Source organism: Amycolatopsis sp. NPDC005003, from assembly GCF_053600695.1.
The window spans coordinates 25,645-41,616 of sequence record NZ_JBSGAI010000049.1 but is presented as its reverse complement, the minus strand read 5'-3'; the positions used below and the strand labels follow the sequence as shown (position 1 = coordinate 41,616).

Here is a 15,972-nt window from a genome sequence, read left to right as displayed (position 1 = left end):
GGCAACACGCGGACCGGCGGCCGGGAGCGCAAGGCGACCAGCGGCGCAAGCCCACCGGCAACACGCGGACCGGCGGCCGGGAGCGCAAGGCGACCAGCGGCGCAAGCCCACCGGCAACACGCGGACCGGCGGCCGGGAGCGCAAGGCGACCAACGACGTCACCAGACCTCCCCCGCCCCTCATCCCAGCCTTCTCTTCAGTCGGCGGTCGGGTTTGTCAAGGCACGCTTTCCCGCCTTGACGAACCCGGGCGGCGACTGAAACTCCCACCGGAGGGGCGGGGGAGGTCGGACCCGCTCTGCCGCGGGTTCACCCTGCCGCGGCAGAGCAGAGGACACTTCTACCGCGGCTTAGAGGAAAACGCACTACTCGTCTAGGCCGGACTCCGCAAGGCGCTGCGTTCCGCCCCGGCCACCGCGCGTTCGGTCACCTTCACCGCGCCGAAAGCGGTGGACGCGGCCAGCAGGCTCATCACGGCGAACACCGTGGGCAGGCCCGAGAACTGGGCGAGCAGGCCGCCCGCGAGCGCGCCGAGCGGCTTCGTCCCGTACGCCACCAGCCGGTGTGAGCTGTTGATCCGGCCGAGCAGCCGGTCCGGGGTGATCCGCTGGCGCAGGGAGACCGTCGTGACGTTGGAGACGATGAGGCCGACCCCGCCGGCGAAGAAGGCCGCGCCGATGAGCGCCGGGTCGGCCGTCAACGCCGGAACCCCCAGTGCGGCACCGCCGAGGAAGAACGCTACGCCGATGGCGCGGGCCGTGCCCAGCGCGCGCTCCACCCGCTCGGCGACGAACGAACCGGCCAGGCAGCCGGCGGCCAGCAGGCTCAGCAGCCAGCCGTAGGCCTCCTCCGAGAGCCCCATCGCCGAACCCGGGCCCACCGCGTACAGCACGAGAACCGCCTGGATCGCGCTGCTGGCGAAGTTGAAGACGCCCGTCATCACCGTGAACGTGCGCAGGATGCCGGTGCGCCACACGAAGCGCAGTCCCTCGGCGATCTCGGCGCGCAGCACGGGCCGCCGATCGGTGGCCGCCACCTTGAACGAGCCGCGCACGGACAGGAGGACGACGACCGCCGCCGCCCACAGGACGATCGGGGTGGCCAGCGACAGCGCCGCCGCGGTCGCGACGAGCAGCCCGGCCGCCGGGGGACCGGCGAGCTCCAGCGCCGTCGTCTCGGCCGCGTACAGCCGGCTGTTCGCTCTCGGCAGCTGCTCGCGCCCGACCAGCTGTGGCACGATCGCCTGGGACGCCGTGTCGTAGCACGTTTCCGCGATGCCGGTGCCGAGTGCGGCGGCGTACAGGAGCCAGATGGAGCCGGCGTCGAGCAGCACGGCCACGAGGAGCCCGGCGAGCAGGCCGGCGCGGGCGACGTTCGCCAGCAGCATCAGCGAGCGCCGGTCCCGGCGGTCCGCGATCGCGCCGGCCGGCAGGGCGAAGACCAGCCACGGCAGGGTGAACGCCAGCGTGAGCCCCGCGATCAGGGCAGGCGACCGGGTGTAGCCGATCGCCAGCAGCGGCAGCGCGAACTTGAGGATCCCGTCCGCGAGGTTGGACACCGCGGCCGACGTCCACAGCCGCCAGTACCCGCCGCCGAGGGATGTCCGCATCGATGGAGGATTTCACATCGATGGATAAAAGTCCATCGGTGGGGATGCACTAACCTGCGTCCATGGCTGATCACGACTCGTCGATGCCGCGGCGCGAGGCCACGGTCGGTGAGGCCAAGGCGCTGGCGCATCCGCTGCGGCTGCGCATCCTGCGGCTCTGCTGGCAGGGCGAGCTGACGAACAAGCAGCTGGCCGACCGGCTCGGGCGGGATCCCGGCACGATCCTGTACCACGTGCGGCAGCTGCTGGAGGCGGGCCTGCTCGAACCGGCGCCCGTCCGCACCGGGGAAAGCGGCGCGCTGGAGAAGCCCTACCGCGCCAAGGCGCGGTCGTGGTGGCTCGACGACCCGCCGAACACCGAAGCCGACGCGGCCTTCGCGCCCATCGAAGCGGTCCAGGACGAACTCCGCGCGGCCGGCCCCGGCTCGGTGCGCACCTTCCTCCGCTTCGCCGTCCACCTGTCCGCCGAGGACGCGGCGGAGCTGGAGCGCGGCATCCTCGCGCTCGTCGAGCAGTACGTGGCCACGGACGCCGGCCGGACCGCCGAGCCCGCGTACGGCGGGATGATCGTGGTGCACCGCCTGGCCGAGTAGCTCCTCACCCGACGGCGAGGTCCTCCGGGGGCGCCCACAGCGGCACGCCGTCGGCCCGCTCGGGGTGCAGCCAGTGCTGCCGCGCGGCGATCTCCTCGGCCACGGCCAGGAACGCCAGGACGCTCTCCGCCTGTTCGCCCTCGCGCCAGGCCAGCGACCACGGGTACACCGGCTGCAGCTCCTGCGGCCGGTACGCCGGGATGCCGAGTTCGCCGTACCGCCGGGCGTAGCTGTCGAACTCCAGCAGGTAAGCGCTGTCCGGCGCGCGCGTGAGGGCCGCGTGGCACGTGTCGAACGTGCCCGGGTTGCCCAGCCAGCGCAGGTCCAGCCCGGTGTGCTGCTCCAGCGAACTCAGGTAGCGGCCGTGGACGTTGTACAGCGCCGTGCCAGGTGCGTCCGCGAAGACCTCGAGCGGACGCTCGTGCACCGAGACCGACGGCCGCCGGGGGTCGCCCGGGCGGCCGACCAGGCGGAACGGCTCCAGCCGCAGCAGCTTGTGCTGCCAGCCCGCCGGGTTCGCCGCCTTCATCGCCCCCGTGACGCGGATGATCGCGACGTCGAGCTGGTCCTCGAGCAGCGCCGTGAGCTGGCGGGCACTGTCCATCTGGCTCTGGACGAGCCGGATGCCGGGGTGGGCGGTGTGGAAGGCGTCCGCGACCACCCGGCTGGTGTCCAGCTCGAAGATGTGGGCGATCCGCACGTGGTGCGGGGCGGGTTCGCGCAGCATCAGGTCCGCCGTCGCCAGGAGCTGCCGGGCCAGCTGCAGGAACCGTTCGCCGCGGGGTGTGAGGGCCACGTGGCGGCTGTCGCGGACCAGCAGGGCGCCGCCGACGTCGGTTTCGAGCCTGCGGATCTGCTTGGACAGCGCCGGCTGGCTGATGAAGAGCTTGGCCGCCGCCCGGCCGAAGTGCAGTTCGTCGGCGACGGTGACGAAGTACCGCACGAGCCGGAGGTCGAGGTCCACGCCGACGATGCCACCACGGCTATCGATCCGGGCGCAACAGGTCTTGGACGCGGGGTCGCCGATCGGGTTGGCTTCGGGGACCACCGGACGAACTGGAGGATCCGATGACCGAGCCGGGCACCCCCGTCGTGTTCATCCACGGGCTGTGGCTGCACGCCACCTCGTGGGACCCCTGGATCGAGCACTTCCGGGCGGCCGGGTACGCGCCCGTCGCGCCCGGCTGGCCGCACGAGCCCGAGACCGTCGAACTGGCCAGAGCGAACCCCGACGCCGTCGCGGACATCAGCATCGACGAGGCCACCGACCACTACGCGGCGATCATCGACGGCCTCGACCGGCCGCCGGTGCTCATCGGACACTCGTTCGGCGGCCTGATCACCGAGAAGCTGCTGGGACAGGGGATCGGCGCGGCCGGCGTCGCCATCGATCCCGCGCAGATCAAGGGCGTCCTGCCGCTGCCGCTGGCCCAGTTGCGCGCGGGCCTGCCGGCACTGGGGAACCCCGCGAACCTCCACCGCGCGGTGTCGCTGACCGAGAAGGAGTTCCGGTTCGGTTTCGGCAACGCCCTGACCGACGACGAATCGGCGGAGCTGTACCGGCGCTGGACGATCCCGTCCCCGGCCCGGCCGCTGTTCCAGGCCGCGGCCGCGAACTTCGTGCTGCACTCGCAGGCCGCCGTGGACACCGGCCGCGCGGACCGCGGCCCGCTCCTGCTGATCTCCGGGACCGCCGACCACACCGTCCCGGACGTCGTCACCCGCTCGACGTTCAAGCAGTACCGGGATTCCACCGCGGTGACCGAGCTGAAGCAGTTCGAGGGCCGCGGCCACTCGCTCACCATCGACGGCGGCTGGCGCGAAGTCGCCGACGCCGTGCTCGCCTGGCTGCGCGAGCACGGGATCTAGGCTGGTGGACCTGGGACTGGACGGCGCGGTCGCCGTCGTCACCGGAGCCAGCCGCGGCATCGGACTGGCCGTCACCGAAGCGCTCGTCGCGGAAGGCGCCCACGTCGTGGCCGGTGCGCGCGTCCCGGGGCCGGACCTGGAGGCGCTCGTCCAGGCGGGGAAAGCGCACGCGCTGGCCGTCGACCTCGGCACCGCCGACGGCCCGGGCCGGCTCGCCGAGCTGGCACTGGCCCGGTTCGGGCGCATCGACGTCCTGGTCAACAACGTCGGCGCGGTCACCCCGCGGCCGAACGGCTTCCTGCTGGTCACCGACGACGAGTGGACGCGGTCGGTGACGCTGAACCTGCTGAGCGCGGTCCGGGCCACGCGGGCGGTGCTGCCGACGATGGTGACGGCGGGCCGGGGGAGCGTCGTCACGGTCGCCTCGGTCAACGCGGTGCTGCCCGACCCCGGCGTCATCGACTACAGCGCGGCGAAGGCGGCGCTGGTCAACTTCACGAAGTCGCTGTCGAAGGAGTTCGGGCCCCGCGGCATCCGCGCCAACGCGATCAACCCGGGCCCGGTCGCGACCGACCTGTGGCTCGGCGCCGGCGGCGTCGCCGAAACGCTCGCGGCGACGACCGGCGCGAACCCGGACGCGGTCGCCGAGGAGGCGGCCGGGCACGCCGTCACCGGCCGGTTCACCCGGCCCGCGGAGGTGGCGAACCTGGTGGCCTTCCTGGCGAGCGACCGGGTGGCGGGCAACATCACCGGCGCGACGCTGGCCATCGACGGGGGTTATGCCACGGAGATCCACTGATCGTTTCCCTCGGCATGGTCTGCCCTCCTGTCGCGGAGGTGCCGTGCGCAGGACCGACCGGCCCGGTCGCTCCACAATGGATGGTCACGGCGGCCTGCCGCGGCGCCACCACGCGACCGGGCCGCGGAAGCGCCGGCTGCGCAGGAACCCCGGGCCTCGGGCATGGTCCGTCACGCCGAGGGCGAGATCCCGGAGGAGGTGAACTCCCTCGGCCGAGCCGTGGTCAGCCGGCCGTCAGTGCCCCGTCAGCGTGCGCCGCGATCCTTGACCGGTCCGAGAAACCGGTGGCGAACCCCGACGGGAGCTGACTGCGCGATGACTTCGCTCGTGGCGGTGTCCACTTACGTGCCGACGACCGTTCCGATCGACTCGCTGCAGGACGAGCTCGCTCTCTCCGCCGGGCAGCTGCGCCGGTTCCGGCGGATGTACGGGCTCGATCGGGTCTGCCGGTCGGAGGAATCCGAAGCGGACATGGTGCTCGGCGCCGTCAGCAAGCTCGATTCCCTCCGCGGGCGGGAAGACCGTGTCCGGTACGTCGTCCGGGCCAAGACGATGCCCGCCGCGAACCCGTACCCCGTCGATCCGATGGTCGACGTGCGGGAGGCGCTGGGGCTCGGCCACGCGACCCTGTTCACCCTCACCGACCACGCCTGCGCCTCCGGGCTGCTCGCCGTCGACCTGTGCGCCACGCTGCTGGCCGCCGACGGTGATCCCGACGCGCTCGCCCTCGTTCTCACGGGCGAAAAGGCGTTCACCCACTCGGCGCAGGTCATCCCCGACGTCGCGATCATGGGGGAGGCCACCGCCGCGGTGCTCGTCGGGCCGGGGGAGGACACCGACACCCTGCTCGGCTACGCCACCACCACGCTCGGCGGGCCCGGCGGCGAAGTCATCCTCGACGACGACCAGGCCGCCGAGTTCCGGCGGATCTACCCCGGCGCGGTCGCCGACATCGCCCGGGAAGCCGTCGCGGCCGCCGGGCTGACCGTCGACGACATCGACCTCGTCCTGCCGCACAACGTCAACAAGATCTCGTGGGTCCGGGCGAGCGCGGCGCTGGGCATCCCGCGCTCGAAGATCTTCCTGCAGAACGTCGGGGTGACCGGGCACTGCTTCTGCGCCGACCCCTTCCTCAACCACCACGCCGCGGACGGCCTGGGGCTGATCGCGCCCGGCGCCCGCTACCTGATGATTTCCGTCGGCCTGGGGTCGACGTTCTCCGCCATGGTCTTCCGGAAATGAGGAGCGCTGCAATGAGTGTCGAATTCGAGGTCTCCGGCGTCGGCATCGCCGAGCTCGCGGAGCGTTACGGCACCCCGCTCTTCGTCTACGACGGCGACGAACTGGGCGGCCGGCTGCTGGGCCTGCGCGAGCAACTGCACCCGCGGCTGGAGATCTTCTATTCGCTGAAGTCCAATCCGAACATCTCGGTGTGCGCGCTGCTGCACGCCCACGGTGCCCGGGCCGAGGTGTCGTCGATGGCCGAGCTGATCACCGCGCGGCGCGCCGGGGTGGCCGGCGAGGACATCATCTTCCTCGGCCCCGGCAAGAGCACCGCGGAACTGGCCGCCTGCCTGGACGAAGGCGTCTACACGGTCGTCTGCGAATCGTTCGGCGAGCTGGCGGTCCTCGACGACCTGGCGCGGGAACGCGGGATCGAAGCGCGGGTCGCCCTGCGGGTGAACCCGAGCTTCGCGGTCAAGGGCTCGGGCCTGACCATGGGCGGCAAGCCGCGCCAGTTCGGCATCGACGAAGAGCAGCTGCTCGCCGCGACCGACCTGGTGGACCGGCACCCGCACCTGCGGCTGATGGGCGTGCAGGTCTACATGGGCACCCGGATCCTCGACGAGGAGCCGATCGTCGAAAACACCCGGCGCATCTTCGAACTGGCCGAACGCGTTTCGCGTCAGCTGGGCTTCCCGCTCGAGATGGTCGACGTCGGCGGCGGCCTCGGCGTCGCCTACTTCGACGGCGAGAAGGACCTCGACCGCGATCTGCTCGCCGCGATGCTCAACCCGGTGATCGAGGAGTTCGCGCAGCGGCACCCGGCGACGCGGCTGGTCATGGAGCTCGGCCGGTACCTGGCCGCCACGGCCGGCACCTACGTCGTGCGCGTCCGCTACACCAAGACCTCGCTGGGCCAGAACTTCGCCGTCGCCGACGGCGGCACGAACCACCACATGGCCGCGGTCGGGATCGGCTCCTACGTCAAGCGCGACTTCCCCATCCGGCTGCTCAACCGCATCGACGAGCCCGCCACCGAAACCTGGCAGATCACCGGGCCGCTGTGCACGCCGAACGACGTGCTGGCCAAGAAGGCCGCGCTGCCGCCGCTGCGCCCCGGCGACCTGATCGGCGTCACGCGGTCCGGCGCGTACGGCCCGACGGCGTCCCCGGTGCTGTTCCTCAGCCACGGCTACCCGGCCGAGGTGATCGTCCACAACGGACAGCGCTACCTGGTCAGCGAGCGGGACGAGCCGGCGGACCTGCTGCGCCGCCAGCACCTGCACGAGTTCGCCGCGCCGGTCGCGGTGGGGGCGGAGCGCTAGACGATGTACCGCGCGTCCGCGACCACCCTGTCCTCCGCACCTCCGCCGGGCCTGCGGCCGTTGCCGCTGCGCCTGGCGCTGGCGACCCGGCGCGAATTCGGGCCGGGGATGCGCGAAATCGACGTCCCCGAGCTGCACCGGTACTTCGCCGACCTCAGCCGCGGGCACGAGATCGGGTTCCGGCCCGACCGGGTGACGCGGGCGCGCGGCAACCCCTTCCTCGCGATGGCCCGCGAACTGCTCGCCGGGCAGCTGTCCGGCGAGCGGATCGACCTCGCGATCGTCGCCCACGCGGCGCCCGAGTTCGACCCGCGGCTGTCGGCGCCGGTGAACCTCACCGCCGTGCTCCCCGGCAACCCGCTGGTGTTTTCCGTTTCGGGGCAGGGCAGCCTGGCCCCGTTCACCGCCCTGCGGATCGCCGGCTCCTACGTGCGGCGCCACGGCTACCGGCGCGTCCTGGTGCTGCTCATGGACCAGGGCGTCACGCCGTACGACACACCGGACCGGATCGGCGACGCCGCCACCGCCCTGCTGTTCGAAGCCGGCGGCGGCCGGACGGTCCGCGTCGGCTACGACCCCGAAGCCGACCCGGATGCCCTGCCGGAGTTCGAGCCGGCGGAGACGGTCGTCCTCGGCCGCGGGCTCGCCGGGCTGGGCTCCTGGCCGGACGCGATCGTCGCGCCGCCCGAGTTCCCGTGCACCGGGCTCTGGGCACCGCTCGCTGACGGTACGTCCACCGGTTCCGTGCTGCTGGCCGACTACGACCCGCGCCGCGGTGCGCTGGGGATCTGCGTGGTGGCCGGGTCCGATTACTGAGCCGATTGTTACCAATCCGACCACAGTCACGGCCGAATGGCTTCGTAGCAACGGTTGCGTGCCGCTCGGGGGTCGGCCTGCTTTTGGCCGGATTGGTAACGAGCCCTAAGATGGTCGTTGGTCGCAATCGGGCTCGAAGCGGGGGACGGACAAGTGCGCGTGGTCATCGGAGAAGACCAGTTCCTGCTCCGGGACGGCCTGGTGCGGCTGCTGGAAGCGCACGAATTCGAGGTCAGCGCCGCCGTGGACAACGGGCCGGACCTGCTGGAAGCCATGCTGCGCGAACGCCCGGACATCGCGATCGTCGACATCCGGCTGCCGCCGTCGTTCACCGACGAGGGCCTGCGCGCCGCGATCGAAGCGCGGCGCCGCATCCAGGGCTTCCCGGTGCTCGTGCTTTCGCAGTACGTGGAACGGCTGTACGCCGACGAACTCCTCGCCGACGGCGAGGGCTCGGTCGGCTACCTGCTCAAGGACCGCGTGTTCCACGGCGACCAGTTCGTGGACGCCGTCCGCCAGGTCGCCCTCGGGGGCACGGTGATGGACCCGGACGTGGTGACCCGCCTGCTGACGCACAACACCCGCGACGACCGCCTGGAGCGGCTCACCCCTCGGGAGCGCGAGGTGCTGAAGCTGATGGCCGAAGGCCGGTCCAACAGCAACATCGCGGGCGAGCTGGTCGTCTCCGAGAAGGCCGTTTCCAAGCACATCAACAACATCCTCGCGAAGCTGAACCTGCCCCAGTCGGAGGACGCCAACCGGCGGGTGCTGGCGGTGCTGGCGTATCTGAAGCACTGATCAGGCTGCGAGGCTGCAGGGGATCTCGATCGTCACCATGGTCGGGCCGCCGAGCGGGCTGAGGATGGTGATGAAGCCGTCGAGGGGAGCGAGGCGCTTCTCGATGCCGCGCAACCCCGAACCGCCGTCGATGTTCGCGCCGCCGCAGCCGTTGTCGCTGACGTTGATCACCAGCCGGCCGAACTCGTAGTGGACGTTGATCGCGCCGCTGTCCGCGCGCGCGTGCTTCATCGCGTTGTTCAGCAGTTCGGACACCGAGAAGTACGCGGCCGTCTCGACCGCCAGCGAAGGACGGCCGGGCAGGTCGATCGTCGTCTCGATGCGCAGCGGGTTTTCGATGGCCAGGGTGCGGATCGCGTCCGCGATGCCGCGGTCGACCAGCACCGGTGGCTGGATGCCGCGGACGAGGTCACGCAGCTGCTGCAACGCCTTGGCCGAGCTGTTCTTCGCCTCGTCCATCAAGGACCGGGCCGCTTCGGGATGGGAATCGAGCACGCGCATGGCGGCGTCGAGCGTCATCCCCATCGCGACGAGGTGCGTCTGGGCGCCGTCGTGCAGGTCGCGCTCGATGCGGCGCAGCTCGGTCGCCTGCGAACCCACGGCGTCGTCGCGGCTCTCCGCCAGGTGCTGCACGCGGTTGGTCAGCCGGGTCACCTCGGTCGGGGACAGCAGGGTGGCCGCGAGCCGCGCGTGCAGCTTCAGCAGGTGCGGCGCGCTCCACAGGGCGAGCGGGAAGTGCGCGAGGCCGAGGATGGCGGCGAACCAGGCCGTCGGCTGGTCGTCCACCGGGAGCACGACGTACCAGGTGCCGAGCCACTCGGCCGCTTCGGTCCCGACCAGGAACGGCATCGTGAGCCCGCGGATCCCGTGCAGGATCAGCAGCAGCGGGGTGAGGGTGAGCAGGATGCCGAGCGAGCTGTCCACCAGCAGCCACAGTGCGTCGCGCCAGTTCGCGCGGTCGCCGAGCAGGTGGTGGCAGCGGCGCACCGGCGTGCTCCCGGCCGGCTCCGGCAGGTACGGGGACGGGATCCGCACGCCGGACCACGCTTCGGCCGACGCGCGGACCCGGTCGGTCAGCGAGCGCATCAGCAGCACCGCCGGGGGCAGCACGAACAGCCCCACGCCCACGCCGATCAGCGAGCCGGCGGTGACCACGACGACGAACATCACGAGTTCGGTCACCGCCACCACGGCGAGCGCGCCGCCGCGCAAGGTCGCCAGGCCGCCGTCGCGCAGCAGCGACCGCGTCATCGTGGCGACCGGGCTTCCGCTAGTCATGGCGCCCATTATGCGCAGGCGGCGGCCTTCTCCGCGGTAGTGCTAACCCCCGCAAACTTCCGCTCCCTAGCACCCTCGGAAACCGGCCCGCGGCTTCGTAACGTGGTCGCGGTAAGGAACGAAGGACGCGCAGGGGAGCCGCAGATGTACCAGCAAGGCGACACGGCCGAAGTCGTGCGGCTTCTGTCCGTACGCAAGGCGTACGGCAAGAACGGGGCGCAGGTACTGGCCCTCGACAACGTGACGGCCGGCTTCGCCGCCGGCACGTTCACCGCGGTGATGGGACCGTCGGGGTCGGGGAAGAGCACGCTGCTGCACTGCGCGGCCGGCCTGGACAAGCCGACGTCCGGCTCGATCGTGCTGGGCGGCACCGACCTCAGCGTGATGCGCGAGGTCGAGCTGACCCGGTTGCGGCGTGACCGGATCGGGTTCGTGTTCCAGGCCTTCAACCTGCTGCCCGCGCTCGACGTCGAGCAGAACGTGACGCTGCCGCTGCGGCTGGCCGGCCGCCGGGCGGACCCGGCCCTCGTGCGCCGCGTCATCGAGCAGGTCGGCCTCGGCAAGCGGCGCCACCACCGGCCCGCCGAGCTCTCCGGCGGGCAGCAGCAGCGGGTGGCGATCGCGCGTGCCCTCGTCACCCACCCCGAGGTCATCTTCGCCGACGAGCCGACCGGCGCGCTGGACACGCGTTCGGCCCAGGAAGTGCTGAACCTCCTGCGGGAAGCGACGAGCGTGTCCCGGCAGACGATCGTGATGGTGACGCACGACCCGGTGGCCGCCTCCTACGCCGACCGCGTGCTCTTCCTCGCCGACGGCCGGGTCGTCGACGAGCTGCGGCAGCCGAACCCCGAAGAGGTGGCCCGCCGGATGACGAACCTCGTCGCCCGCACCGAGCAGCGGCCGCAGGAAGGCCCCTGGCTGAGCGAGCTGACGCGCTGATGCTGACCCTCGTCGTACGCACCCTGCGCTACCGCACCGGTGGTTTCATCGCCACCCTCGTCTCGGTGTTCGTCGGCACCGCCGTGATGCTCGCCTGCGGCGGCCTCATGGAGACCGGCATCCGGACCGTGATCCCGCCGCAGCGGCTGGCCGCCGCGCCGATCGTGGTGGCCGGCAACCAGTCCTACGACCTGCCCACGGTCGGCCACGGTGAGGACGCCTACCACGAGACCGCGACGCTGTCCGAGCGCGTCCGGCTCGACGAAGGCCTCGCCGGCACGATCAGCGGCGTGCCCGGGGTCGCCCACGTGGTGCCCGACGTCTCCTTCCACGCCGAGGTGCTCGGCGACACCGGCGGCCCGTCGGTGCCCGGCACCCAGGCCGGCCACAGCTGGGTATCCGCGGAGCTGGCGCCCTACCGGCTGACCGAGGGCCAGGCCCCGATCCGCGAGGGCGAGGTCGTGCTCGACTCGGCCACCGCCGGGCGGATCGGCGCGCACGCCGGCGGCAAGGTCGACATCGCCGTCCGCGGTGGGGTGCACTCCTACCAGGTCACCGGCATCGCCGACGCCGGCCGCCGGATGGCTGCCGACGCGGTGTTCTTCTCACCCGCCGAAGCCGGCGGGCTGCGGTCCGCGGCCGGGCAGGTGGACGCGTTCGGCGTCCAGCTCGCCCCCGGTGCCGACGTCGGTACCGTCACCGCGCAGCTCGCCGCCGCCGTGCGCGACCAGCGCGCGGTGACCCTGACCGGCGACGCCCGCGGTTCCGCGGAGTTCGCCAAGGCCGCCGGCGACGGCGAACTGCTGATCATCCTCGCGGCCGTGTTCGGCGGCCTCGCGGCGCAGGTCGCCATGTTCGTCGTCGCGAGCACCCTGACGCTTTCGGTGCAGCAGCGGCGCCGCGAAGTGGCCATGCTGCGGGCGATCGGGGCGACCCCGCGCCAGCTGAGCCGGATGATCACCGGGGAGGCGATGATCATCGGGGCCTTGGGCACCGCGCTGGCGATCTTCCCCGGCGTGCTGCTCGGCGACTGGCTCTTCGGGCGGCTGACCGGGTTCGGCGTGATCCAGCCGGTGCTCAAGTTCGAACAGGGCTTCTACCCGGTGGTCGCCGCGGCGATCGTGGGCCTGGGCTCGGCCTGGGGCGCCGCGTTCGTCGCCGCCCGGTACGCCGGGCGCACGCGGCCCGTGGAAGCCATGCGGGAAACGGCGATCCCCACGCGCTGGCTGACCCCGACGCGGCTGTGGCTCGGTGTGTCGAGCCTGATCGGCGCGGTGGCGCTGGCCTACCTGACGATCACCGTCGTCGACGGCCCCCTGGCGGCTAGCACGGCAGGCCCGGCCGTGACACTGGTGGCGACCGCCGTCGCGCTGTTCGCCCCCGGCCTCACCAAGCTGCTGGTCGCGGTGCTGCGCCGGCCGATCCGCGCGCTGGGCGGCCTGCCCGGCTACCTGGCGTCGCTGAACGCACGGGCCCGCTGGATGCCGATGGCGGGCGCGGTCACGCCGATCATGCTCGCCACCAGTCTCGCGATCTTCATGCTGTACTTCCAGACCACGGAGGTCGCGGTCGCGGAGAAGCAGTACACCGACTCGCTGCTGGCCGACGCCGTCGTGACGTCGGCGACCGGTGACCTGCCGCCCGGCCTCGTCGCCGAGGTGCAGCGGACACCCGGTGTCGCCGGCGCGACGGCGTTCGTGACCAGCAAGGGGTACAACGAAAAGCCGTCGGACGCCACGCAGGACGAAGACGGCGTGGACCTCACCGGCATCACGGCCGACGGCGTGGCGAAGGCGTGGGGGAGCATCGTCGCGAGCGGGCAGCTCGACGCCCTGCGCGGGAACACCATCGCCCTGCCCGCGGACCTCGCGCAGCGGCTCGGTGTCGGCGTCGGCGCGAAGGTCGTCATGCGGCTGGGCGACGGCTCCCGGGCCACCCTGGACGTCGTCGCGACGCTGCGGACCACGGCGGCCTCGGCGTCGGCGCTGATGCCGGCCGACACCCTCGCCCCGCACACGGCCGCGGGCGCGGCCGACCGGATCCTCGTGATGGCGCAATCCGGGACGCCGGAAGGCGATCTGCTCGCTTCGCTGCGCAGCAAGGTCGGGGACGTCGACGGCGTGCAGGTGGCCGGCCGGGAGGCGCTCACCAAGGCGTTCCTGGCGGAGGTCCAGGCCAATGCCTGGGTCAACTACCTGATCGTCGGGCTGCTGCTGGTGTACGCCGCGATCTCGATGGTCAACACGCTGGTGATGGCCACGGCGGACCGGCGGCGGGAGTTCGGGCTGCAGCGGCTCATCGGGTCGACGCGGGGGCAGGTGATGCGCATGATGGCCGTGGAAGCGGGGATCGTGGCCGCCATCGGTGCCTTCCTCGGCACGCTGGTCGCGGCCTCGATGCTGGTGCCCTTCAGCGCGGCGGTCTCGGACAGCCTCGTCCCGTCCGGTCCTTTGTGGATATATCTGGTGATACTCGGGCTGGCCGTCGTGCTGACGGTGGTGGCCACCTGTGCGCCGACGTGGTTCACGTTGCGCACCAGGCCGTCGCCTTCGACGCTCGCCCCTGAATAGGTGACCTCGGGCGGGCCGGGGACCCCCAGCCGCGCTGACGAACTCTCCCCCGGATTGTCAGCGCGCGGTCAGCCCGAGGTCACCGCTCCGGCATAGCGTCGGGGCGTGAACACCGAAGAGAACGCCGCCGGGCGCTGGGACGCCATCGTGGTCGGCTCCGGGATCGGCGGGCTCGTCTGCGCCGGGTACCTGGTGGCGAGCGGGATGCGCGTCCTCGTGCTCGAACAGCACGACGTCGCGGGCGGCAACAGCCACGTGTTCCGCCGCCGGCGCGCCTACCAGTTCGACGTCGGGGTGCACTACCTCGGCGACTGCGGGCCGGACGGCCTGCTGCCGCGGGTGCTCTCCGGCCTCGGCCTGGGGGACCGGGTGCGGTTCCACCCGATGGACCCCGACGGGTTCGACCGGATCGTGCTGCCCAGCGTCACGGTGGACGTGCCGGCCGGCTGGGACCGCTACGCCGACCGGCTGCGGGCCGCGCTGCCCGCCGAAGCGGACGGCATCACCCGCTACATCGACATCTGCGCGGCCGTCGCCCAGGCCTGCCGCCAGTCCGCTTTCGCGCCCGCCCCGGCGGCGAAGGTGCCGGCCGTGATGCTGCGCTGGAGCCGCCGGACGCTGGCGCAGCTGTTCGACCACTGCGGGCTGTCCGCCCGCGCCCGCACGGTCCTGGCCGCCCAGTCCGGCAACTACGGCTCCGCGCCGGCCGGCACGCTCGTCGTCGCGCACACGATGATGCTCGACGACTACCTGCGCGGCGCGTACTACCCGGAGGGCGGCGGGCAGGTGATCGCCGCGTCGTTCGTCGAGCTGCTGGAGTCGCACGGCGGCACGCTGCTCACCCGCACCCGGGTCGAGGAGATCCTGATCGAGCGCGGCAAGGTGGCCGGCGTCCGGCTGACCGACGGCACGGAGCACCGCGCGCCGGTCGTCGTGTCCAATGCGGACTACCGCCGGACGGTCCTGGAACTGTGCGGTGGCCGGGAAAACCTGCCCGAGCCGGTGGTGACCCGCGCGGAGACCGCGACGATGCGGCTCCCGCTGGCCGTCTGCTACGTCGCGCTCGACCGGGAACTGCCGCTGCCCAGCGCGAACATCTGGTACTGGCCCGGCGAAGACGTCGACGCCGCCTACGCGCAGGTGGAGGCCGGCCGGCTCGACGAGCTGCCGTTCGCGTTCCTGTCCTTCGCCTCCCTGAAGGACCCGGTGCCGGGATCGGCGTGCCCGCCGGGGCACATGAACTTCCAGATCATGACCGCCTGCCCGCCCGGGTACGCGCACTGGGGACTCGCGGACGGGCCCGCGCACGGGGCGAGGTACCGGCGCGAGCCTGCCTACCTCGGCGCGAAGAACCGGCTGACCGAACAGATGCTGGACCTGGCCGAGGCCGCGATCGGGCCGTTCCGCAAGCACCTCGTGCACGCCGAAACGTCGACGCCGCTGACCCAGGAGCGCTACACGCTTTCGACCGGGGGCAGCGCGTACGGCCTGCACACCTGGGGCCGCGTCGGGCAACGGCCGGATATCGATTCGGGGATCGGCGGTCTCTACCTGACCGGCCAGAGCATCTTGCACGGTGGCGGGATCGTGGGGGTCGCCACGGGGGGCGCGTTGTGCGCCTCGACGATCCTCGGCCGGCCGGTGCTCGCCGAGGGCGCGCTGGGCAACCCCGAACTGCTCCCGGACCGCGAGCCCGGCTGGGATCCGCTGCGCACCTCACGGGGGCTGCGGCGGCGCGAGGCGCGCGGCCTCGCCCTGCTCGACCGGGTCGTGGCGGGATAAGGACGCCCCCGGAAAGAAAGAACTCGAGGCCCGGCTCGTCCGGGCCAGGGGTAATTGCTGCTGTCTTCACGAAGGGAATGGTGAGCGAAGTGACGGAAACCGTGGCTGGATCGACGGAGGTCCTCGACGACCGGGTCGTCGCGGGGATCTGCGCCGCACTCGAGTCCGTGCTGGAGACGGAGGTCGCCGACCTCGGCCCGGAGACCCGGCTCGCGGACGCCGGCCTCGACTCCACCGGCGTGCTGGAACTGCTGATGCAGCTGGAAGAGGCGCTGGGCATCGAATTCGACGCCGAGAACCTCGAAATGAGCCACTTCGAGTCGGTCGGGTCGCTGGCCCGCTTCGTCTCGGCGGAAATGGCTGCCTGAGCG

14 protein-coding genes are annotated in these 15,972 nt (G+C 72.2%); 11 read left to right on the top strand and 3 right to left on the bottom strand.

What is annotated here, in order from left to right; translation table 11 throughout:
* Window positions 1-372 precede the first annotated feature (372 nt).
* Window positions 373-1,608 (bottom strand): MFS transporter, encoded by a 1,236-nt coding sequence (locus ACWED2_RS39710; protein ID WP_449695668.1) that lies wholly within the window; start codon window positions 1,606-1,608, stop codon window positions 373-375.
* 62 nt (window positions 1,609-1,670) lie between these two features.
* Between ACWED2_RS39710 and ACWED2_RS39705 the strand changes: the two genes are divergently transcribed.
* Window positions 1,671-2,201, top strand: coding sequence for an ArsR/SmtB family transcription factor (locus ACWED2_RS39705; protein WP_449695667.1), 531 nt, complete (start codon window positions 1,671-1,673; stop codon window positions 2,199-2,201).
* 4 nt (window positions 2,202-2,205) lie between these two features.
* On the opposite strand, the gene ACWED2_RS39700 is transcribed toward ACWED2_RS39705, so the two are convergent.
* The gene (locus ACWED2_RS39700) at window positions 2,206-3,249 is read right to left on the bottom strand and encodes a LysR family transcriptional regulator (RefSeq protein WP_449695666.1); all 1,044 of its coding nucleotides are present in this window, start codon (window positions 3,247-3,249) and stop codon (window positions 2,206-2,208) included.
* A 20-nt stretch (window positions 3,250-3,269) separates the two neighbouring features.
* On the opposite strand from ACWED2_RS39700, the gene ACWED2_RS39695 reads away from it, so the two are divergent.
* From ACWED2_RS39695 to ACWED2_RS39670, 6 genes are all read left to right on the top strand, one after another.
* Window positions 3,270-4,070: an alpha/beta hydrolase gene (locus ACWED2_RS39695; RefSeq protein ID WP_449695665.1), complete on the top strand. Its 801-nt coding sequence runs from the start codon at window positions 3,270-3,272 to the stop codon at window positions 4,068-4,070.
* Window positions 4,071-4,074: 4 nt separating this feature from the next.
* Complete coding sequence (locus tag ACWED2_RS39690; protein ID WP_449695664.1) at window positions 4,075-4,869, top strand: SDR family NAD(P)-dependent oxidoreductase; 795 nt, start codon at window positions 4,075-4,077, stop codon at window positions 4,867-4,869.
* Window positions 4,870-5,184: 315 nt separating this feature from the next.
* Window positions 5,185-6,111 (top strand): 3-oxoacyl-[acyl-carrier-protein] synthase III C-terminal domain-containing protein, encoded by a 927-nt coding sequence (locus tag ACWED2_RS39685; RefSeq protein WP_449695663.1) that lies wholly within the window; start codon window positions 5,185-5,187, stop codon window positions 6,109-6,111.
* 11 nt (window positions 6,112-6,122) lie between these two features.
* Entirely contained in the window at window positions 6,123-7,418 is a 1,296-nt protein-coding gene (gene lysA / locus ACWED2_RS39680; protein ID WP_449695662.1) for a diaminopimelate decarboxylase, read from the top strand.
* A 3-nt stretch (window positions 7,419-7,421) separates the two neighbouring features.
* Complete coding sequence (locus tag ACWED2_RS39675) at window positions 7,422-8,234, top strand: hypothetical protein (RefSeq protein ID WP_449695661.1); 813 nt, start codon at window positions 7,422-7,424, stop codon at window positions 8,232-8,234.
* A 153-nt stretch (window positions 8,235-8,387) separates the two neighbouring features.
* On the top strand, window positions 8,388-9,032 hold the full coding sequence (locus ACWED2_RS39670; protein ID WP_086839021.1) for a LuxR C-terminal-related transcriptional regulator: 645 nt from the start codon (window positions 8,388-8,390) through the stop codon (window positions 9,030-9,032).
* Here the strand turns inward: ACWED2_RS39670 and ACWED2_RS39665 are convergent, their stop codons facing one another.
* Entirely contained in the window at window positions 9,033-10,310 is a 1,278-nt protein-coding gene (locus ACWED2_RS39665) for a sensor histidine kinase (RefSeq protein WP_449695660.1), read from the bottom strand.
* A 144-nt stretch (window positions 10,311-10,454) separates the two neighbouring features.
* Here ACWED2_RS39665 and ACWED2_RS39660 point away from each other — a divergent pair, with 144 nt between their 5' ends.
* The 4 genes from ACWED2_RS39660 to ACWED2_RS39645 all read left to right on the top strand — a co-directional run bounded on the left by ACWED2_RS39660 (window position 10,455) and on the right by ACWED2_RS39645 (window position 15,969).
* Entirely contained in the window at window positions 10,455-11,249 is a 795-nt protein-coding gene (locus tag ACWED2_RS39660) for an ABC transporter ATP-binding protein (protein ID WP_449695659.1), read from the top strand.
* Entirely contained in the window at window positions 11,249-13,819 is a 2,571-nt protein-coding gene (locus ACWED2_RS39655) for an FtsX-like permease family protein (protein WP_449695658.1), read from the top strand. The genes ACWED2_RS39660 and ACWED2_RS39655 overlap by 1 nt, the downstream gene beginning before the upstream one ends.
* A 105-nt stretch (window positions 13,820-13,924) precedes the next feature.
* Window positions 13,925-15,601, top strand: coding sequence for a phytoene desaturase family protein (locus tag ACWED2_RS39650; RefSeq protein WP_449695657.1), 1,677 nt, complete (start codon window positions 13,925-13,927; stop codon window positions 15,599-15,601).
* A gap of 89 nt (window positions 15,602-15,690) precedes the next feature.
* Window positions 15,691-15,969, top strand: coding sequence for an acyl carrier protein (locus tag ACWED2_RS39645; RefSeq protein ID WP_310969870.1), 279 nt, complete (start codon window positions 15,691-15,693; stop codon window positions 15,967-15,969).
* The last annotated feature ends 3 nt before the right edge of the window (window positions 15,970-15,972 follow it).

What these genes read in the sequence shown, in the direction of transcription:
- ACWED2_RS39710 (WP_449695668.1), bottom strand. Translation starts at nt 1,608, where the DNA reads ATGCGGACATCCCTCGGCGGCGGGTACTGGCGGCTGTGGACGTCGGCC.
- ACWED2_RS39705 (WP_449695667.1), top strand. Translation starts at nt 1,671, where the DNA reads ATGGCTGATCACGACTCGTCGATGCCGCGGCGCGAGGCCACGGTCGGT.
- ACWED2_RS39695 (WP_449695665.1), top strand. Translation starts at nt 3,270, where the DNA reads ATGACCGAGCCGGGCACCCCCGTCGTGTTCATCCACGGGCTGTGGCTG.
- ACWED2_RS39685 (WP_449695663.1), top strand. Translation starts at nt 5,185, where the DNA reads ATGACTTCGCTCGTGGCGGTGTCCACTTACGTGCCGACGACCGTTCCG.
- lysA (WP_449695662.1), top strand. Translation starts at nt 6,123, where the DNA reads ATGAGTGTCGAATTCGAGGTCTCCGGCGTCGGCATCGCCGAGCTCGCG.
- ACWED2_RS39675 (WP_449695661.1), top strand. Translation starts at nt 7,422, where the DNA reads ATGTACCGCGCGTCCGCGACCACCCTGTCCTCCGCACCTCCGCCGGGC.
- ACWED2_RS39665 (WP_449695660.1), bottom strand. Translation starts at nt 10,310, where the DNA reads ATGACTAGCGGAAGCCCGGTCGCCACGATGACGCGGTCGCTGCTGCGC.
- ACWED2_RS39660 (WP_449695659.1), top strand. Translation starts at nt 10,455, where the DNA reads ATGTACCAGCAAGGCGACACGGCCGAAGTCGTGCGGCTTCTGTCCGTA.
- ACWED2_RS39655 (WP_449695658.1), top strand. Translation starts at nt 11,249, where the DNA reads ATGCTGACCCTCGTCGTACGCACCCTGCGCTACCGCACCGGTGGTTTC.